Source organism: Pelagicoccus sp. SDUM812005 (genome assembly GCF_031127875.1).
Taxonomy (GTDB): Bacteria; Verrucomicrobiota; Verrucomicrobiia; order Opitutales; family Opitutaceae; genus Pelagicoccus.
The window spans coordinates 110,832-130,890 of record NZ_JARXIA010000019.1 but is presented as its reverse complement, the minus strand read 5'-3'; the positions used below and the strand labels follow the sequence as shown (position 1 = coordinate 130,890).

At 57.4% G+C, this 20,059-nt stretch carries 13 protein-coding genes; 11 read left to right on the top strand and 2 right to left on the bottom strand.

Translation table 11 applies throughout. The features are described 5' to 3' along the window. The first annotated feature begins 63 nt into the window (after positions 1-63). The 11 genes from QEH57_RS19805 (at position 64) to QEH57_RS19755 (ending at position 16,373) form a co-directional block, all read left to right on the top strand. Entirely contained in the window at positions 64-1,023 is a 960-nt protein-coding gene (locus QEH57_RS19805) for a sugar ABC transporter substrate-binding protein (RefSeq protein ID WP_309008525.1), read from the top strand. 119 nt (positions 1,024-1,142) lie between these two features. Further along, positions 1,143-2,621: a sugar ABC transporter ATP-binding protein gene (locus QEH57_RS19800; protein WP_309008524.1), complete on the top strand. Its 1,479-nt coding sequence runs from the start codon at positions 1,143-1,145 to the stop codon at positions 2,619-2,621. Positions 2,622-2,632: 11 nt separating this feature from the next. Continuing rightward, the gene (locus QEH57_RS19795) at positions 2,633-3,601 is read left to right on the top strand and encodes an ABC transporter permease (protein ID WP_309008523.1); all 969 of its coding nucleotides are present in this window, start codon (positions 2,633-2,635) and stop codon (positions 3,599-3,601) included. 53 nt (positions 3,602-3,654) lie between these two features. Then, positions 3,655-4,308, top strand: a complete 654-nt coding sequence (locus QEH57_RS19790) for a cytidylate kinase-like family protein (protein WP_309008522.1) — start codon at positions 3,655-3,657, stop codon at positions 4,306-4,308. Positions 4,309-4,345: 37 nt separating this feature from the next. Continuing rightward, entirely contained in the window at positions 4,346-5,848 is a 1,503-nt protein-coding gene (locus tag QEH57_RS19785) for a mannitol dehydrogenase family protein (protein WP_309008521.1), read from the top strand. Between the two features lie 138 nt (positions 5,849-5,986). Beyond that, positions 5,987-7,387, top strand: coding sequence for a hypothetical protein (locus QEH57_RS19780; protein ID WP_309008520.1), 1,401 nt, complete (start codon positions 5,987-5,989; stop codon positions 7,385-7,387). Between the two features lie 254 nt (positions 7,388-7,641). Then, on the top strand, positions 7,642-8,862 hold the full coding sequence (locus QEH57_RS19775) for a SpoIIE family protein phosphatase (RefSeq protein WP_309008519.1): 1,221 nt from the start codon (positions 7,642-7,644) through the stop codon (positions 8,860-8,862). Between the two features lie 105 nt (positions 8,863-8,967). Then, positions 8,968-9,741, top strand: a complete 774-nt coding sequence (locus QEH57_RS19770) for a haloacid dehalogenase type II (protein WP_343224821.1) — start codon at positions 8,968-8,970, stop codon at positions 9,739-9,741. Between the two features lie 148 nt (positions 9,742-9,889). After that, on the top strand, positions 9,890-13,396 hold the full coding sequence (locus tag QEH57_RS19765; RefSeq protein ID WP_309008517.1) for a hypothetical protein: 3,507 nt from the start codon (positions 9,890-9,892) through the stop codon (positions 13,394-13,396). Positions 13,397-13,565: 169 nt separating this feature from the next. Then, positions 13,566-14,996, top strand: a complete 1,431-nt coding sequence (locus QEH57_RS19760) for a DUF1566 domain-containing protein (RefSeq protein ID WP_309008516.1) — start codon at positions 13,566-13,568, stop codon at positions 14,994-14,996. Beyond that, complete coding sequence (locus QEH57_RS19755; protein WP_309008515.1) at positions 14,997-16,373, top strand: sulfatase; 1,377 nt, start codon at positions 14,997-14,999, stop codon at positions 16,371-16,373. Between the two features lie 70 nt (positions 16,374-16,443). On the opposite strand, the gene QEH57_RS19750 is transcribed toward QEH57_RS19755, so the two are convergent. Both QEH57_RS19750 and QEH57_RS19745 read right to left on the bottom strand, forming a co-directional pair. Then, complete coding sequence (locus QEH57_RS19750; protein ID WP_309008514.1) at positions 16,444-17,433, bottom strand: ThuA domain-containing protein; 990 nt, start codon at positions 17,431-17,433, stop codon at positions 16,444-16,446. After that, entirely contained in the window at positions 17,426-20,026 is a 2,601-nt protein-coding gene (locus tag QEH57_RS19745) for a discoidin domain-containing protein (RefSeq protein ID WP_309008513.1), read from the bottom strand. Before QEH57_RS19745 ends, QEH57_RS19750 begins: the two co-directional genes overlap by 8 nt. Positions 20,027-20,059: the final 33 nt, after the last annotated feature.

Below are 20,059 nucleotides of genomic sequence, written 5' to 3'. Positions count from 1 at the left end.
CCCCACGTTTTTAGAACTCTCTCCGCCGAGAGAGAAACAACGTTAAATATAACCGTATATAATATGAAAAATAAGATTATAGGACTATTGGTACTTCTAGCGGGATTCGCCTTCGTTGGCTGCAGTTCCAAGAGCGACGATTCCGCAGCGGGCGGAAGCAAGGTAAAAATCGGCATGACTGTCCAGGATTTGAGCAATCCAACATGGGCGGGCTACTGCCAAGCCATTGCCAAGGAGGTCAAAGCCCAGGGCGGAAGCATGAGCTTCGTCTCCTGCGAAAGCAACGCAGGGAAGCAAATCACCCAAATCGAAAACTTCATCTCGAGCGGAGTAGACGTGCTGATCGTCCACCCGGCCGATCCAGCCGGCGTCGAATTCGCCCTCAAGCAAGCTCGAGCCGCCGGCATCAAGGTCATCGCATGGGACGACAATCTCGAGAATGCCGACCTCGCGTGGCTTATCGACAACCACCACCTCGGCTACACCATCGGAGAGCACGCCGCGAAATGGATAAACGAAAAGCTCGGCGGCACTGCGGAAGTGGCCATCCTCAACTACCCGCAATTGCCGATTCTACTGGAACGCGGAAACGGCATTCGCGACGCCATCGTGAAGCTAGCCCCTAAGGCCAAGATCGTGGCGGAAACCAGCGCTATCAATCCTGCGGAAGGCATCTCCAAGATGGAAACGGTTTTCCAATCCCACCCCAACGTAAAGGTCGTCTGCTCTATCGGAGGCGGCGGATCAGTGGGGGCAAACGAGGCTGCCAAGGCCGCGAACAAGATCACCGACGACTTTGGAATCTTCGCCGCAGACGCCACCCAGCCCGAACTATCTGCCATGATAAATGGCGAAGGAGTCAGAATGAGTGTAACGGTTACCGGTACCAACAAGGACATCGCCGACGCCATCTGGGCAATGGTCACGAAACTAACCTCGGGAGAACCCATCGAGCAAAAGGAAATCTACCGTAAGCTCATTCCAGTGACCAAGGAAAACGTAACCGAATACCTAGGAAAATAGCTTAGCACCCTCAAGCCCCCCCTACTCACTCAAGCGCGACTTGACCGCTTCACTCATGCGGCGAGTCCCCTTATTATAAAGAACGTGACGCTGAACCTAACCCCTTAATCACCTCAAAAATGAATATTCTACAATTAAAGAATATCACGAAAAAATACCCGGGCGTCATCGCGCTCAACGACGTCAGCATCGACTTCGTCAAAGGAGAAGCCCACGCCTTGGTTGGTGAAAACGGGGCGGGAAAATCGACCTTAATCAAGAGCTGCACCGGAGCGGTCATCCCGGACGAAGGTTTGATAGCCGTCGAAGGCGAAGAGTTCTCCTCGCTCACTCCCCAACTCTCCGAACAGAAAGGGATCGGAGTAATCTATCAAGAGTTCAACCTAGTCGGAGAGCTTTCGGTCGCAGAAAACATTTTCCTCGGGCGGGCAATCCGCAAAGGGATCACTATCGATCGAAAGGCCATGGTTCGCGAATCCGCCAAGATATTCGAGCAATTCAATATCGACATCGATCCGAACGCCTTGGTCAGCAGCTTGACGGTCGGCTACCAGCAGCTCGTGGAGATTGCGAAGGCGCTGTCGCAAAACGCGAAGATCCTGATCATGGACGAACCCTCCGCTCCCCTCACCTCAGCGGAAGCGGAGCGCCTCTACGTGATGGTTGAGAAGCTAAAGAAGACCGGCGTAACCGTTATTTATATTTCGCACCGCATGGAGGAAATCTTCAGGCTCACCGAGCGCATCACCGTTCTCCGCGACGGACACAAGATCGCAACGGTAAAGACGAGCGATACCAACATGGACGACCTCGTAAAGCTCATGGTCGGACGAGAGCTGAAGGAAACGTATCCAGCGCGCAAGGACTGCATATCGGACGAGGTCCTGCTAGATGTGCAAAACCTATCGGGTAATGGCGTTCATGATACAAGCTTCCAAATCAGAAAGGGAGAGGTCCTCGGCTTCGCCGGCCTGATCGGGGCAGGACGAACGGAGACGGCCGAACTGCTCTTCGGAGCAGCCAGAAAGACCGGCGGAACCATCCGCCTGAACGGCAAGGAAATAAATCCGAAAACCCCGAGAGACGCGATCGACTCCGGAATCGCCCTCGTCCCCGAAGACAGAAAGGGAAAGGGCGCCCTGCTCGAAATGGACATCAGGACCAATACCAGCATGGCCATACTGGAAAGGATTTCCAAGTTCATGGTCGTCGACAAGAAGGAGGAAAAGCGAATCGCCAACTCCTACAGAGAATCGATTCGCATCAAGACTCCCTCTATTGAGCAGAAGATAAAGAACCTGAGCGGCGGCAACCAACAAAAAGTTATTATCGCTCGCTGGCTAGCCTCCGAGCCCGAACTGGTCATCTTCGACGAACCCACTCGCGGAATCGACGTCGGAGCCAAGTCGGAAATCTACACCCTCGTAAACTCCCTCGTCGAATCAGGTAAAGCGGTGCTGATGATATCATCGGAAATGGAGGAGGTCATGGGCATGTCGGATCGCATTATCGTGCTTTGCGAAGGCAAAATTTCGGGAGAACTGAACAGGAAAGATTTTAAACAGGAAACGATAATGAATTTCGCTTCACAGAAATAGGAGACTCAACAATGGAATATCTTGACAAACTAAAGGGAACCGCCAACGCGGTCGAATTCGCAAAGCGAAACGGAATCTACGTCGTACTTCTGCTACTCGTCTTTTTCTTCTCCATCGCCTCCGAAAACTTCTTAGTCAGCAACAACCTGCTCAACGTCGCCCGGCAAGTATCCATGCTCGGCATCGCAGCAGTTGGCTTCGCTTTCGTACTGCTGCTGGGCGGCATCGACCTGTCCGTGGGGTCCAATATAACTTTAGTCAATATTGTCGGAGGCTGGTGCATGGTCAATGCAGGTCTAAATCCCGTTCTGGCAATCGGCCTAGCCCTGAGCATGGCGACCTTCATCGGTTTCCTCAACGGATGGATCATCGCTAACATCAACATGCCACCGCTCATCGTAACCTTGGCAATGATGATCATCGTCGAAGGCCTAGCCTACCTCATTTGCAAAGGTCTACCGATCTACGGGTTCCCGGCGTCCTTCGCAATCATCGGGCAAGGCTACCTCGGCCCCATCCCCATTCCAGTCATCATCATGATCGTCATCCTGGCAATCGGGGCCTTCATCCTGAACAAAACCTATTTCGGACGCTACTTCTACGCGGTAGGCGGCAACGAGGAAGCAGCCAAGCTATCGGGCATCAAAGTCAAGAACGTCAAGTACCTCGTGTATTCGCTTTCTGGATTCTTCGCTGGTCTCGCTGGCATCGTGATCCTTTCGAGAACGAACTCCGCCCAGGTGCTAGCTGGAAAAGGCCTGGAGTTCGACATCCTAACAGCCTGCGTTCTCGGCGGCGTCAGCGTCACGGGCGGATTCGGACGAATCTCCAATGTCGTCGCGGGTGTCCTCATCCTAGGCGTCCTCAGCAACGGACTCGTCCTCATGAACGTCACGCAGTTTTCCCAGATGGTGATCAAAGGCGTGGTCCTCATGGTAGCGGTCGCCTTCGACTGCCTGCAGCACCGCAAGGCCCACTAGGGCTGCGCTCATCAGTCCACGCTTAGCAACAGCAAAACAAGGAGAGCAAACCTATGAAAACGATAGCGATATCTAGGCTTATCGGAAGCAACGCAGGCACGATCGCCAAACGGGTCGCGGAGAGACTGGGATACGACCTCGTAGACAAGTCCGTCCTGCAAGCGACCTTAGAACAGTATGGGCTTACCCGTTTCGGAAAGCTCTACACCTCCACCCCAAACATTTGGGACCTGGCAAATTCGAAAAACCTGCAGACCATCTCGATGATGAACGACACGATGAGCGCTCTCGCCCATCGAGGCCGCACCGTAATCCTTGCTCGAGGAGCCTACTCGGCCCTCAGCAAATACTCCGACGTAATGAAGGTACGGATACAAGCATCCTTCCCGACTCGCGTCCTGCGAATGATGGAACGCCAAGCAAGTTCACAACGCAAGGACATCGAAGCCTTCGTAGCAGACGACGACAAGGCGCGAATGAAGTTCGTGAAAATGTTCTACAACCAGAAATGCTGCGATGCGACTGACTTCGACCTAGTCGTGAACACCAGCATCCTTCCAGACGAAACCGCCGAAAATTGGATCCTCGAGACGGCGCGCTTATTCGAATCCGCGGACACCGCAAAAGACGGGAAGTCCGCTGCAACCATACAGGTAGACCCAACTCTGCTCGACGCGATAAACTACGCTTTGGAACGTCGGATCTAAATCGAAACAAGCCACCGAGCTTTCGAAAACAACCGCCATGACCCCCCATACACCCCTCCCCCTTAGCCAGGATAACCTGGGCAATCTGCCAGACTCGGTTATCCGTCCGACCTACGATCGCAAGCGGCTTAGGGCCGGCATCATGCACATCGGCGTGGGCGGGTTCCATCGCTCCCACCAAGCCTGGTATACCGACGAGCTCCTAGGATCCACCGGCGCCACCGATTGGGGAATATGCGGCGTGGGCCTGCGTCAAGCGGATCGCAAGATCGCAGACGTACTGAAGCTCCAAGACTACCTATATACGGTGATCGTAAAGCATCCGGGTGGACAGGTCGAAAATCGAGTCATCGGGTCCATTATAGACTTCATGCTCGGGTGCGACGATCCAGCCGCCGTAACCGACAGAATGGCGAGCAAGGAAACGAAGATCGTATCGCTCACCATCACCGAGGGCGGGTATAACTTCAATCCGGCGACCGGCGATTTCGATTTCAAGAATCCCGAGGTGAAGAAGGATCTGGCAAATCCTAGCGCCCCGCGCACCGTTTTCGGCTTCCTAACGGAAGGACTCAGGAAGTGCCGCGCCGCTGGCCTTCCGCCGTTCACGGTACAATCCTGCGACAATATCCAGCACAACGGGGACATGACCCGGAAAATGCTTCTGGCCTTCGCCCGAAAGCAAGACCCAACGCTCGCCGCATGGATAGAGGATGAAGTTTGCTTTCCCAACGCCATGGTAGACCGTATCACTCCTGTCACTACCGCAGCCGATATCGAAACGCTCAAAAGCGAAATCGGCGTCATCGACCAGTGGCCAGTCACCTGCGAACCCTTTTGCCAATGGGTCATCGAGGACACGTTCTCCGCGGGACGGCCACAATGGGAATCCGTGGGGGCCCAGTTCGTGAAGGACGTTTCGCCCTACGAGACGATGAAGCTGCGCCTGCTCAACGCGGGACATTCCGTGCTAGGCATGCTGGGCTCCCTCCATGGCCATAAAACTATAGACGGCTGCATCGCGGACCCGCTTTTCAAAGCCTACTTGCGGCGCTTCATGGATTTCGAGGTAACGCCCGTGCTCGACCCGGTACAGGGTATCGACCTCGACAAGTATAAAGACTCATTGATCGAACGATTCGGGAATCCTAATATCAAAGATAGCCTGGCCCGCATCTGCCTCGAGAGCTCATCGAAGCTGCCGAAGTTTATCATTCCCACGATCCACGAAAACCTGCAACGCGGCGGCAGTATCGAATACTCAGCCCTCGTAATCGCCGCGTGGTGCTTCTACTCCGACAAAGGTACCGATAGACAGGGCGAGGCACTTGAAATCGTAGACGCGATGCAGGAAGAGCTGCACAAGGCAGCATCGGCATCCTCCAAGAACAAGCTCTCTTTCCTCAAACTAAAACCCGTTTTTGGGGAGCTCGCCCAAAACGAAACCTTTACCGATGTATACAGTAAATTGCTGGGCGAACTCTACGAAAGCCCGGACATCGCCAGGCTAATGCAAGCCCAGCTCTTCGCCCGCGAATAACCCGCTTGCTCCCCCCCTTCCCGAACACCGCGACGCTACTCTGCAAGCGTAACGCTACCGCCATGCCTAAAGCCAACGATCGATACCCAATTTCCAACACGTAAAACCAACACACCCGCAACCTTAACAGATCGAAATATGACTACACAAAAAACACAGAACCATAAGAGCAAACTCGCCTACGCTACCGGACTGGCCGCAGTCCTAGCCGCCTCGGCTCCCTTCGGCCTACAGGCGGAAAAGCTAAGCAAATCAGCTCCTGCCTACGTACCGGCAGGGCAAGTCAACTCGTGGCTGGATGGTCGCGCCGAAATCAATTTCCTGGCTCTGCAAAACTACCAGGCGATCCAGGCCAAGGCCGGCGCCTTCCGTCCCGAGGACGAAGTCCAATCCGACGGCTTCGGGCGGCTAAGGCTCAACTTGCAACTCAAGTTCCATATCAACGAGCATATCACGGCAGACGTCGATATCGCCGAAGAACCGAACGACTTCGGCAACAACGGCGATCGCGACTTCGCTTTCCACCAGGATTTCGCAGGGATCGAGTTTGACCTCTTCGGCCTGACGAACTCCGAGCAGGACGACGCCGACCTTACCCTCCGCATCGGAAACATCGGCGCCGCCCCCTTCCAGTTCAAGGGCTTCCAAGACGGGGCCGACAATCAGGGCAACGCCCTCATCGGCAATGGCATGATCGACTACGCAACCGCGGAGAACGGCGTTCAGTTGAGCTACAGCAAGACGCTCGACGACGGCGGTCCCATTACCGGCTACAACTTGGCAGGACACGTCACGACCTCGAGCTTCGGCGAAGCCTTCCAGGACAATCGTGGCTACAACTACCGGCTTCAAGGTACGCTGGAGTTCGCCGGCGGCTTCAAGGCCGGCTTGAATATGTTCCAGGCCAACCAGGGCGACCAGCTGACCTTCGCTGGCGGCCTCGCGAGTCTCGCTGGTGTCACGACTACCAACTACCGTTTCGGCGATGGAGACAACTATAACTTTTCCGCATCCGGATCGAGCGAACGCGACACCCATATCGGAGCCTTGCCCGGACTCGACCAGTCGATCCTGCAGCTGAACCTGGCCTACCAGCCGACCCCGAACACCAGCCTCATCTTCATGATAGGCGAATCATCCGACGACTACACCTTCGCAGATACCGCGGGCAACGCCGTCCCTGGCATCACTTACTTCGGAACCGATGGAGTTGTAGATCCCAACGGGACCACCCATGACGCCATGTACGTGGTACGCGGGAACTCGTCCGTAGAATACTACATCTTAGAAGCCCAACAGTACCTGGTTCCGGAAAAGTTCTACGTTGCCGCTCGCTACGCCGAAGCTGAAAACACATCGGACCTTATTTCCCAATCAAACAATACCGCCGAGCGCCTCCAGGTCGCAGCGGGTTACTGGATCAATGACAGAACGCTCCTGAAGTTCGAATACGTGGACCAAGATGAAGGCGCCAACTCCGGCGGTCAAATCGGCAAAGGCTTCGACGGATTCACCTCGGAGCTTTCCGTAAAGTTCTAGTGTCATAGTTTTCCTGATACGAATCATAGCGATCGAGCAATTTAGCCCACGGACCCTTCTGGTAGCTTTATCGGAAGGGTCCGTTTCGTATCGATACAAAGGCTGGCAGCCTAGCGGCCATGGCAGCCAAGGATCCATTCCAAACCGCGCTACAACGTTGCGCAATTGCGACTCTGCCACTAAGCTTCGCAGAGTCGCTTTCGCAGAAATAACGGACGTTCCTGCCATCAGTTCCACCTCATCCTTCAACCGACATGACCCACGACAAACCGGAAGACAAAGGTGCCAACCACGAATTGACGGATGCCCGAGCTGGCATGCTATTCAGGGCCCTGCTCAAGCAAACCCAGGACCAAGTCTACTTCAAGGATCGTCAAAGCAGATTCGTTCGGGTAAGCGACGTAATGGCGTCAAAGTTCAAAGTCGCTTCGGTGGAAGACCTTTACGGCAAAAGCGACTACGACTACTTCACCCGCGAACACGCCCAGCAAACCTTTAAGGAGGAACAGGAGCTCATGAGCAAAAATCGCCAGCTCATCAATTACGTGGAGAAGGAAACCTGGCCGGATGGACGCGTCACCTACGTCAATTCGACGAAGATTCCGCTTCGCTTGGATTCGGGCGAGATCGTTGGCCTGATGGGCATCACTCGCGACATCACCGAACAGGTCAAAGCCCAGCTCGAACTGGAGGAAAGCCGCGAACTGCTGCGCGCGAAAAACGAAATCATGGAAAAGGACCTGCAAAACGCTCGCGCCGTGCAGCGAAAGGCCATTCCCGGGCCCACGCCTTCCGTACCCTTCGCGGAAGTAGCTGTCTCCATGACCAGCCTGAACGAAGTATCCGGCGACCTAGTCACCTTTCCTCTGCAAACGGACACACGACTGTCCTTCTTTCTTGGAGACATCAGCGGTCACGGCGTTTCCGCGGGGCTCTTCACCATGCTCGCGAAACACCTGGCTGACTTCCATATGAACAAGGATCCCTGCAATCCCGACGAAACGTTGCGGGAGCTCGACGTTCATTTGGAGGGACTCATCCCCGAAGGCTTTCTGGCAGCTATGGCAGGAACCCTGTATCAGGAAAACGATGACAGCTACCAGCTCGCGCTTGCCAATTCCTGCCAGCCGCCTCTCCTCTGGTACAAAGCCGAAACCGCAGACGTGCAAATCGTCGAGATACCAAGCCAGGGCGCCTTGGGATTGGGAATCTGCGAGAGTTTCGATCGCACCACCCTGCCAGTAAAGTCGGGCGACTGCCTGCTTTTCACAAGCGACGGGGCCACGGAGCTGGTCAACTCGAACGGCGTGCAGCTGGAAACGAGCGGACTAGCGGCAGCCTTCCAGAAATGCGGAACCAAACCCGTTCGCGAAATCACGCAATACCTGCTCGATCACCTCGAAACGCATGCCGAAAAAAACTTTCCGCAAGACGACACCACCCTACTGGTAATCCGCCTTGCGAGCCGCGCCTAGCTTCCGCGCCCAACTCAGCGACTCCCCCTTCGCTTTGCCCCTTCCACAGAAATCAGCTGAAATCAGCACGGCGAAGCGTCCGTTCCTCGCAACTGTAAACACGGGATGGTTACTATGAAAACACTTCTAAAAACAATCGCTGGGTGCCTCGCGCTCTCCTCTAGCTCCGCTCCTTTCGCAGCGGCCCAAAGCTCCGAGAGCAGCTTGCCTACGCCTAAAGTTATCTTCTTCGACGTCAACGAGACGCTGCTCGACCTCGAAGACCTACGCTCCTCCGTAGCCGAAGCCTTGGACGGCAGAGACGACCTGCTGGGCCTATGGTTCTCCACCATGCTGCACCACTCGCTCGTGGATACCGCAACGGAACGCTTCCACACCTTCGGAGAAATCGGAGTCTCAGCCCTGCTCATGGTCGCGGAAAGCAAGGGGATCGAGCTCACAGAGGAGGAAGCGCGCAAGGCCATCGTCACTCCGCTGCGTAGCCTCCCGCCCCATCCGGACGTCAAGAAAGGCCTCGCCCGCATCAAAGCCACCGGAATCACCCTGGCCAGTTTGACCAACTCCTCCAACCGCGGGGTACAAACCCAATTCGAGAACGCCGAACTCACCGAATATTTCGAACGCCGCCTGAGCGTGGAAGACATCAAGGTCTACAAACCGGACCTCCGAAGCTACCGCTGGGCCCTCGAGCAGATGGGCGTCAAGCCGGAAGAAGCCATGCTGGTAGCCGCCCACGGCTGGGATATAGCCGGAGCCAAAGCGGCAGGAATGCAGGCCGCCTTCATCACGCGCCCCGGCAAAACCCTCTACCCGCTCGCCATCAAGCCGGACTACGTCGTGAGCGACCTCTTCGAGTTAGCCGAGATTCTCGAGAAATAGAGGACTCTTGCAGAAGCGGCGGGCGGAATTGACGAGAGATTCGCGCGTCGCTATCCAGTGTAACTAGAAAGGCGGCTCGCAAGCGCTTTGGCCTCGCGAAGGCTTTAAACTTTGCGACCTACCGCCCCTTTTTAAGTTACGCTCTCTCATGAAATCATCGTTCTTCCTGCTCGCCCTCTTTCTGGCGCCTTTTCTAAGGGCCGAAGTCTTCCAACAGATCGGCGCCGCCGACTTCTCCGATTGGTCGGGCGTCCAAAAAGTCGAAAACGAGTCGGCAAACGTGCCGCCAAGCACGGTCCTCTCCTATACTTATTCCCAGCAGAACCGGGTCTACTACCCGGGCATCAAACGCGACTACTGGGGCGACTCCGCGGACTGGACGCCCTACTCCGGCATCGCCTTCGAATTGTATTCGCCCAGCAACGACAGCACCGAAGCCACCGTCGTCATGAAGGTGGATCCGCAGGACTACAACGAGAGCAATCCCGTCAGCACGGCCAAGGTCCGCATCGCCGGACAAGGCTGGCGCTCGGTCTACGTGCCATGGGAGCTCTTCGATATCGATGCCGGACAAAAATGGGGCACCCTCTTCGCCATCAGGCAGCTCGAGCTAAGCTTCGAATCTCCTGCCAAGGCATCCCATAAGCTACGCGACGTCCGCCTCGTGAAAGGCGCCGCAGTGGCCCTTGAGGCCCCTATTCGCGGCATTTCCTCCGCAGCCGGAACCGAGGTCACCTATCAACTCGAAGTCGGCAACACCACTCGAACTCCCCAGAGCGTTCAACTACGCATCGAAACCCTTGGCTGGGAATCCATGGCCGCCACCCTCGAGCCGAACGCCCTCGACCTCGCTCCCGGCGAAAGCCAAACGATCCAGGTCACCGTCGTCATCCCTGAGCACCTGCCAACCGGTATCCGCGAAAAACAGACAATCAAGGCCATCCCGAACGGAAACGGAGCCGCCACTGCCACCCTCGAACTGACAACCGCCGTTCGCGTCCCAACTCCCAACATCGTTTTCACCGCCGAAAAGTGGCAAGCCGTCCGCGACAAAGTCGACAACTACGACTGGGCTAAGGAAGGCCTCGAGGGCTACACCCGCCGAGCCGATCGGTGGCAGGTACCAGCTCCTCGTACGCGCAAACTCAAAGGAGAGGAGTCCCTCCTCGGCCAATCCGTATTCAGCACGGACGGACGCGAAATCTTCAACACCGCCATCGCCTACCAGCTGACAGGAAAAACCGAATACGCCGCCAAGTGCCTCGAGGTCCTTCGCCACGTTAGCGACCCGGACTACGGCTATCCCGCCACCCTCGTAGGCGGGAGCAACTCCTTCGTCGGCGAGGGCAAGTTTTGGCAAGCCACCGGCCGCGCCTACGACATGATCCGCGACAGCGAACTCGTCACCGCGGAAGACGCCGCCCAAATCGAAGCCACCTTCCGCCTCTTTGCCGAACGCACCATCCAAGGCAACACCCGCGGGGCCATCAGCAACTGGAACGTCGCCGAAATCACCGCCGCCCTCTACTGCGCCCTCAACCTCCAGGACTGGCACCTCATCGACCAGCTCCTGACATCGCCCACCGGCATCTACAAGCACCTCGAACACGGCATCATGAGCGACGGCTGGTGGTACGAGTGCGCCGTCGGCTACAACACTTGGGTCGCCTCCGAATTCTCCGAAATCGCCATCGCTCTCGAACCTTGGGGCATCAACTTCAAGGACATGACTTTCCCCATCGGAACCACCAAGCACTTCTCCCTGCTCGCAAGCCGCCGCGTCGGCGGCCAGTACGGCATGCAGTTCGAAAAGTGGGGCAAGATCGAAAAGAACCACGTCAGCATCAAGGACATGTGGGATGCCTCCATCCCTTTCCTCGACTTCCGCGGCGTCGTGCCTGCCATCAATGACGCGGTGGAAAGCATGGTATCCGGAAAGCCATACGAGCTCGCCTACTACCTGTATCGCGATCCCGAATACGCCGCCATCATCAACCGCGGCGACAAGCGCGACCTGCTCTACGGCGTCCCCGACCTGCCTGAGGTCACCTCGGAGAAAATGAAGGTCTCCGCCTATGCCGACAACATGGGCATCGTCCAGCTCCGCTCCCAAACGCCCGGCCGCCCCCAGAGCGAGCAGATTCAAGCCGCTCTCCACTACGGCTCCCACGGAGGCTACCATGGGCACTTCGACCGTACCAACCTCGTCAGCATGATGCGACACGGCCGCAGCTTCTGGGGCCCGCTCACCTACTGGTACGGCTACGGCAGCTACCTCTACAAGTTCCTCAAGCAAACCTCCACAACCAAGAACATGGTCGTGGTCGACGAGAAGCAGCAGGAGCCCGTGCCCAATCGCCGCACGCTTTTCCACAGCGGCGAGATGATGCAGGCCACCGTGGTGGAAACCGACTCCCGCTGGAGCTGGCCCCCCTACGGCGGTATCGTCTACGACAAGGAAGTCCCCTTTTCGGAAAAGATGTGGGAAGAAGGTCGCAGCATCCCCATTTCTGAAAACCCACCGGAATACGGAGCGGTCACCGGCTACACGGAACCCGTGCTGCAACGCCGCGCCATGCTCGTGATGGACGACTACATCCTGCTCGCCGACTACCTCAAAGGCGAAAAGGAGCACCAGTTCGACTGGATGTTCCAAGCGAAAGGATTCAAAGGTATCCAGTCCGACAATACAGCCATCCTCCGCCGCAGCAACCAGATGAGCGAAAATCCCATCGGCAGCGCCCAGTTCGTTACGGATTGCGTCTGGTACGAAACCGAAGGCACCGCTCACACCCGCTTCGAACAATGCTGGGGCGAAGGCTGCGACAACGAAGGCGTCCGCCTCCCGCACAGCCTCGACGGAGACCTGAAGATCAATGTATTCAACGCTTGGCCACGCCAAGCCGAAATCATGATCGGCACCGCTCCTGAATCCCATGGCGTCAATAAGAAGCTCTGGTACAGCGTGAGCGCCGACGGCGAAACCTTGCTCGACGGAAAAACCGGTGCCTGGATCCTCGGCAGCCAAAACATCGATCTCGACCTCTCCGGCAAGAAGCAGCTCGTGCTCCGGACCAAGGTCGACAACGACAAGAAGGACACCATTTTCTGGGGCAACCCCGTGCTGATCACCAAAGACGGCAGAACCCTTCCGCTCTTCGAACTCGCAGGGAAATTCGACAACACCCGCAAGCCCGAAGTCAGAGGCGAAGACTACTACGGCGGCCCGATCAAAATCGGCGGCGAAGCCATGCCTTTCTCGATACCGGGCATGCCGGCGAACATCGAAAAGGAAGCCGTCTTCACCCTCGATCTCGAAGGACTCGACGCCGTCCGCTTCCAGGCCAAGATCGGCGGAGACTTTCCGCTCGGCGACGAAAGTTCCCGCTTCAAGACCATAGCCGTGCGTACCCACGGCCGCGAAGCGCGATACCTCACGGTCATCGAACCCCATGAACGCGAATCCATGATCAAGGCCGTCACGGCTACCGGGCCCAACGAAATCATCGTCGAACTGGCCGACGGCCGCACCCAGGAAATCACGATCGAAGGCTTGGATAGCGAAGCTGGAGACGTGCAGATAACAGCCCATGAACTCAGCGGCGGAAAAACCATCCGCAGCGAGAAAGCCGGGCAAAGCGTATCCGCTCCTTAGGTTTGCCAGAGGCGGAGGCGTAATTAAGTTTTCGAGACGGGACTTGCTCCGATTCGGTCGAGTCCCGTTTTCCGCTAAGGCCAACCTGACAAACGAGTACTTCCCTGCAGGATTACAGTTCTGTAATCTTCAGGGCCGATTTCTCGCAATCCTGCTCTGGCTTACTCGCATGATGACTAGACTGCTCCCCTCGCTCTCCCTCGCTTTCGCAAGCCTCGCCTCCGACGGAGTCGAGTACCCCATCGTCGATACCGGACAGGTCCGAGCCTTCGACGAGCGAAGCGAAATCGAATTCCCGGAACCCGGCGACCGCTTCTTCGGACAGGACGCCCACTATGCCGGAAACCAACCCGGCTACCAAGATAACGGCGACGGCACCGTCTCCGACCTTGTGACGGGGCTCATGTGGACGCAGGATCCCGGCGAAAAGCTCAGCCTTGCCCAGGCTCGCAAGAAAGCGGACAAGCTCACAACCGGAGGACACGACGACTGGCGACTGCCGAGCATCAAAGAACTCTACTCCCTCATCCTTTTCAGCGGCAGGGATGTCGATCCCAACAGCAAGGCCAGCGGCGACCTCACGCCCTTCATCGATCCGATCTTCAATTTCCAGTACGGCGACACCCGCAAAGGCGAACGCATCATCGACGCCCAATACGTATCCAACACTGAATACGTAGGCACCACGATGGGAGGCTCGCAAACCGTCTTCGGGGTCAACTTCGCAGACGGACGCATCAAAGGCTACCCCATCGAAAGCCGCCGTGGCACCACCCAGTTCTTCGCCCTCTACGTGCGCGGAAACCCGAACTACGGAACCAACCGCTTCCAGGACAACGGCGACGGCACCATCACCGACCACGCCACCGGCCTCACCTGGATGAAGCAAGACAGCCAAACTGGCCTAGACTGGCCTTCCGCCCTTGAATACGCGGAAAACCTGGAACTCGCTGGCCACACCGACTGGCGCCTGCCCAACGCCAAGGAACTGCAAAGCATCCTCGACTACAGCCGCTCCCCGGACGCGACCCAATCCGCAGCCATCGACCCGATCTTCGAGAATACAGAAATCGTCAACGAAGGCGGCGAAAAAGACTTCGCCCACTACTGGACCAGCACCACCCACGCGAACTACCGCAACGCAAGCGCCGCCGTTTACCTCAACTTCGGCCGTTCCCTCGGCTTCATGCCCAACCGCCGCAGCGGTTCCACCGAACTCATGGACGTGCACGGAGCCGGCGCCCAGCGAAGCGATCCGAAGGTCGGCGATGCGTCGCGCTTCCCTCAAGGACGTGGACCGCAGGGCGACGTGATTCGTACCCAAAATTTAGTACGGGCCGTTCGAGGCGGAGTAGCTGAGCCGGTAAGCGAAGGCCCCGAGCTAGAAAAAAGCAAAGCCCCGATCCCCCGAGCACAAGAAAACGGCCGCCCGCAGCCAGGCGGCGACTTCTTGCAACGGGCAGACCGCAATGGCGACGGAAAGGTAAGCCGCCAGGAATTCAGAGGACCCGACGAACGCTTCGATCGCCTGGACAAAAATGGCGACGGCTTCGTCACCGCAGACGAAGCTCCCCAAGGCCGCCCCCGAGCAAACCGATAGATGAAAAAAACTTACGCCTTCCTCCTCGCCGCCCTCTCCCTCTTCGCGGCAAGCCACGCCGCCGAGCCCAATATCCTATTCATCCTCGTCGACGACATGGGCTGGACCGGGACATCGGTCCCGATGCGGGAAAACGATCCCAACTCCAAGAGCGATTTTTACCAAACGCCCCACCTGGAAACCCTCGCCGCCCAAGGCATGGTCTTCTCCAACGCCTATGCCCCCGCCGCTCTCTGCACGCCGAGCCGCGCCGCCATCCTCACCGGCAAGACGCCCGCCGAGCTGCAGATGACCACTCCAGGAGCCGGCCGTCCGCAGAGCTACCAAAAGCTCGCCTCGGCTCAGTTCGTCCGCTCTCTCCCCAGCAGCGAAATAACCCTAGCGGAGACCTTGAAAAGCAAAGGCTACTCCACCGCCCACTTCGGAAAATGGCACCTCGGCAAAGCCTCGCCCAGCGAGCACGGTTTCGCCGAACACGACGGAGCCACCGGCAACGACGCCCCCGCCAACAAGGACGGAAACAATCCCAAGGACATCTTCGGAATCACGGACCGAGCTATCGACTTCCTCTCCCGCCAAGCGAAAGCCCAATCGCCCTTCTACCTTCAGCTCTCCCACTACGCCGTCCACACCCCCTTCGAGGCCTTGAGCGAGACCGAGGCGGAGTACCGCAAGAAGAGCAAAGGAAAGCGCCACAGCGACCCCAGCTACGCGGCCATGACCCAAAATCTGGATACAAGCATCGGACTGCTGCTCGCCAAGCTCGACGAACTCGGGCTCAGGGACGAAACCTATATCGTGCTCATGTCCGACAACGGGGCCGGCTCCAACCGACGCATCCAAGCCAATACGCCCCTGCAAGGCGGAAAAGGAACCTTCTACGAGGGCGGAATTCGCGTCCCGCTGATCATAAGCGGTCCCGGCATTCCACACGCCTACTCGCAGGAAAGCGTTTCCGGATGCGACCTCTATCCGACTTTCGCCGCCCTCGCCGGCATCGAGCTCGAACACCGCATCGCCGGTACCAGCCTGACGCCGCTGCTCGCAGACCCCACCGGCCGCTTGACCCGCGAGCAAACGCCCTTTCTCTTCCACTTTCCGCACTACGGGAAAGGTCCCCTCCAGAAGCCGCAGTCGGCCCTGATCGCAGGCGACTACAAATTGCTCAAGGACCTTGAAACCGGAACCCTTCAGCTCTTCAACCTGAAGCAAGACCTCGGCGAAACGAAAGACCTTTCCAAACGCCAAGCGGAGAAAACGGCCGAACTGGCGAAACGCCTCGAGCAACTTCTCCGGCAAGCGAACGCCCAAATGCCGACCGCCAACCGGACCTACGATCCCAACGCGGCCCCGCCCAACCGAAACCGCCGCAACTAAGCCGTCAATTCATAGAGGCGTGTACCAAAAAAATGGGCACCAGATTTCCTGGCGCCCAATGCAATAAATTCTATTTGCGAACGAATGGCCTAAACGTGGCCTCCGTCTCGCTTGGGAAATCTTCGGGGAGCTCCTGAGTGACCTCTCCCGTAGCTGCCCATTCCGCTCCGCGCTGGAGGGTGGCGATGAAGCCCGCCCCTTGGAAAGCAAGTTCGTCGTGCCCCAATGTCATATGGAAAACGCGGCCTTCTCCGTAGCCGATCGTCATCAACATCGGCTCGTGGCGTCCGGTCCCTTTCGTATTCGGATCTGAATACGCAGTCGCGAGGATTGTCATGTTTTCCGCCGGACCGCGCAACTTGCCGTAGCACTCGTCTTCGGTATGCAGCCAGCGAGCAGGCATGCCGCGCGTGATGGGGTGCTCCGGATCCCGGATTTCGATCAAAAACTCGCTGCGAGCTCCGTGGGTTCCACCCTTGCCTTCGGAGTGGTCGACCACCTTCTCGCCTGCCTCGTTATAAAAAACGTAGGGCCCGTGCGTCTCGTTGCGACCGCCCCAGCCACCGAGACCGATCATGCGATTGTACTCATCCCATTCTGGGAAGGAATTGTCGGCCGCGTGCACTACGATCAGGCCTCCGCCTTGCGACAAGTATTGCTCGAAGGCCGCTCGCGTCTCATCCGGCCAAAGCGCCGCTTTCCATCCGAAATTGGAAATCACCAAATCGTACTGGGAAAAGTCCGGAGTAAAGTCGGGATCGGGCTTGGGCTGCTTCACCGCCTCGCGTTCCACGCCGTCGTTCAAAGCGTACTCGGGCAAGAAGCGTTCGCCTTTCCAAACGTAGCGTACTCGATCGATCTCGGCTTCGAAAAGCCCCGTCTCCTCGAGATACTGCTTCATCATCTGCGAGGACTTGGGCCAGACGTCGTGGTTGTTTTGTCCATCCACGATCAGCACACGCATGCGCTCCTGACCATCGGCAGAACTGCAACCCGCTTGGAAAGCGAGAGCCAAAAGGGTTGCGGCAAGGGTAATTGTCTTAATTAGGGTATTAGTCATCGGTTTTGCTTCCATACAGCTCTAGTTCGTTTACTGCCCAACGTCGTTCTGGGGGGCCAGCCAGTAGAGTGACTTTAATGAAGCGCGCCGCAAGCCCCAAGGCTTCCACCGTCGAAACGGTTTGGCCCACTTCGTTCTCCTCCAAAAGCTCCCAAGTGTCGCCATCTTGCGAATACTCGACGCGGAACGCGCGAGCGAAGTCCCTCTTGGAGCGACCGCTGTTGAGGACGATCCGACTCAGACGACGCGGCTCCGGAAACTCGACCTGTAGCCATTGCCCGGAAACCATTCCCTCATCTCCCTGCCAAGCAGTACGAGTATCCCCATCCAGCAAGTAAGAGAGCCGATCCTCGCCGGAGCTGGCGCTGACCTCCCAAGTCTCGTCGGCGACCAGGCGCTTGCCGTAACGTTCCACCAACTCCTCGAGAGTCCACGGTTCGGAACGATCGGCATCCAAGCTCGCCACCTTCGCGATTTGCTCTTCGCGCACCACTTGCTCCAAGTCGCCGTATTCGGCACGTAGATACGTAAGCACGTTGGCAACCCACGCGTCTCCGTTGCTACCCATGCCGGCCATTACGCCCCCGCCATAGGTCTTGCCATCGATAGGGCCTTGCAGGCCATCCCGAATAATGCGGGCCAAGGTGCCGATACCCCCCTTTACCCGCGGACTATCAGCCAAAGAAGGTGCGAGCTTGCTGCCATCCGGCAACGCTACGCCTGTGCCGTCTTCGCCATGGCAGGTATAGCACAGGGTACGATATATCGTCTGCCCCGCCGCATAGGCCTCTGAAAACTCTTCGCCGAGCGCCGCCATTTGCGCTTCGCGCTCCTGCTCCGCCTTGATCCAATTTTCATGCTCCTCGATCGCAGCCAAGCCGCGCGCTTCGGGATTTCGGGCTTGCGCGTACTCCCGAATCTCGTTCCGCAAGTCCTCGCTCTTGTCCAGGTAGAATAGCGATAGAAGCACTTGCTGGCTAAGCTCCACGTCGTCGCCTTTCGCGATCTGTACCCAAAGCTTAAGTACATCCTCGTTTCCTTCTTTCACCAACGCTTCGGAAATGCGCACCGCTGCGGAACGCACGTCCGAGTCCGAATCGTTCAGCATTAGCTTGGTCAATAAATCTTCGTCGATCGCTCCTAGACCTTCCAAGGTCCAAAGCGAGTGCAAGCGGCCCAAGGCGTTTTCGTCCGACAATGCCTTGCGCTTCAGCGCCTCGACCACCGACAAGTCCTGCGAGAGCACGATCAGCTTTTGGGCAGTCATACGCCACCAGCCATTGGGATGCGAGAGAGCCGATACCATTTCCTGCGGCCTCATGCCGTAGAAGCGCGGCTGTTCGCCATACGCCGCTCCGTCCCGCGTCAAACGGTAGATACGTCCCCGGCCGATATTTCGGTCAAAGCCGTACTTGTCGATCACCTCCCGCAAGTAGCTGCCCTTCTTGGTCCAATTCCCTTCTTGGATAATGCCGCGATACATGTCTACGAACATCAAGCCGCCGTCGGGAGTCGTGCCGCTCCAAACCGGACGGAAATTCGCGTCCCGCGTTGCGATGAACTCCTTCTTTTCGTCCTGGTAGGGATGCGTCAGCTGCGTGTATCCGTTTTCCCGGTTCACTTCCGCGCGGCGAATCAGGTTACCCACTGGCTCCGGCAGGAAGAGATTCCCCTGCAGCTCAGGCATCGCGTCCCCCAGGTAGATGCTCTGCCCTCCCACTCCGGTAAACTTGTTCAAGGTGTTGTCATCGCGCAATCGCTTCAGACCACCCTGCACGTCCGGCGTTTGGTCCAAGGGAAAAACCTCGCGAAACCCCTTCGCCTGCTCGTCTTCCACCACTACTCGGCCGTACACGATGGGAAACTGGAAACCGAACGCCGGGTCCTCGCCGCCAGCGGTCGAGTAGTAGAGCCTTCCGGCCGCGTCCTGCGTCAAGCCCCATTGGCCGCCGCCGTACAAGGTCTCCTCGGTACGCATCCCCTCGCCATCGATCCGGTATCGACTTTTCGTATACGTTTCGTAAATCCAATTGTCGATCGACCAAAGCAAGCCACTGGGCTGGTGCTCCAGGTTTCCGCCGCGTCTACCGCCTTTGTAGAATACGCTTCGCTTGTCAGCTACGCCGTCGCCGTCCGTATCCTCGATCAGAAGCAGGTCCAAGGTATTCGTTTCACGAACCAAAATCCGCCCGTCCTCCAGGGTCAGGATCATGCGGGGCAAGAGCAGGTTGTCCGCGAATATCGTAAACGTATCCATCACGCCATCACCGTCCAAATCTTCTAGGCGCTTGATACGACTGGTCGATTGCATGGTCCCCGTACGGTCCGCGTCCTGCATGTACGTCAACATCTCCGCCACGTACATGCGACCGTTGCCGTCAAACTCGAACAGCACCGGCTCCTCCACCATCGGCTCGCTGGCTACCAACTCTAGCCGATACCCATCCTGCACCACCATGGAAGCAAGGCTGTCCTCGGCTTCCATAGGCTTCACCTGCTCGTGAAGCTCCGGATCGAAGTCGGCGAACGCCGCGGGAGCAAGCGCCAGCAAAGCGACTTTAGTACACTGTTCGAAAAAGCGTGAGAATAACATGATTGATAAAAAAGGAAGGGCAATGGGGCTGAA

Excerpts from the sequence above, each read along its gene's own strand:
- QEH57_RS19805 (WP_309008525.1), top strand. The coding sequence starts at position 64 with ATGAAAAATAAGATTATAGGACTATTGGTACTTCTAGCGGGATTCGCC.
- QEH57_RS19800 (WP_309008524.1), top strand. The coding sequence starts at position 1,143 with ATGAATATTCTACAATTAAAGAATATCACGAAAAAATACCCGGGCGTC.
- QEH57_RS19795 (WP_309008523.1), top strand. The coding sequence starts at position 2,633 with ATGGAATATCTTGACAAACTAAAGGGAACCGCCAACGCGGTCGAATTC.
- QEH57_RS19790 (WP_309008522.1), top strand. The coding sequence starts at position 3,655 with ATGAAAACGATAGCGATATCTAGGCTTATCGGAAGCAACGCAGGCACG.
- QEH57_RS19785 (WP_309008521.1), top strand. The coding sequence starts at position 4,346 with ATGACCCCCCATACACCCCTCCCCCTTAGCCAGGATAACCTGGGCAAT.
- QEH57_RS19780 (WP_309008520.1), top strand. The coding sequence starts at position 5,987 with ATGACTACACAAAAAACACAGAACCATAAGAGCAAACTCGCCTACGCT.
- QEH57_RS19775 (WP_309008519.1), top strand. The coding sequence starts at position 7,642 with ATGACCCACGACAAACCGGAAGACAAAGGTGCCAACCACGAATTGACG.
- QEH57_RS19770 (WP_343224821.1), top strand. The coding sequence starts at position 8,968 with ATGGTTACTATGAAAACACTTCTAAAAACAATCGCTGGGTGCCTCGCG.
- QEH57_RS19765 (WP_309008517.1), top strand. The coding sequence starts at position 9,890 with ATGAAATCATCGTTCTTCCTGCTCGCCCTCTTTCTGGCGCCTTTTCTA.
- QEH57_RS19760 (WP_309008516.1), top strand. The coding sequence starts at position 13,566 with ATGATGACTAGACTGCTCCCCTCGCTCTCCCTCGCTTTCGCAAGCCTC.
- QEH57_RS19755 (WP_309008515.1), top strand. The coding sequence starts at position 14,997 with ATGAAAAAAACTTACGCCTTCCTCCTCGCCGCCCTCTCCCTCTTCGCG.
- QEH57_RS19750 (WP_309008514.1), bottom strand. The coding sequence starts at position 17,433 with ATGACTAATACCCTAATTAAGACAATTACCCTTGCCGCAACCCTTTTG.
- QEH57_RS19745 (WP_309008513.1), bottom strand. The coding sequence starts at position 20,026 with ATGTTATTCTCACGCTTTTTCGAACAGTGTACTAAAGTCGCTTTGCTG.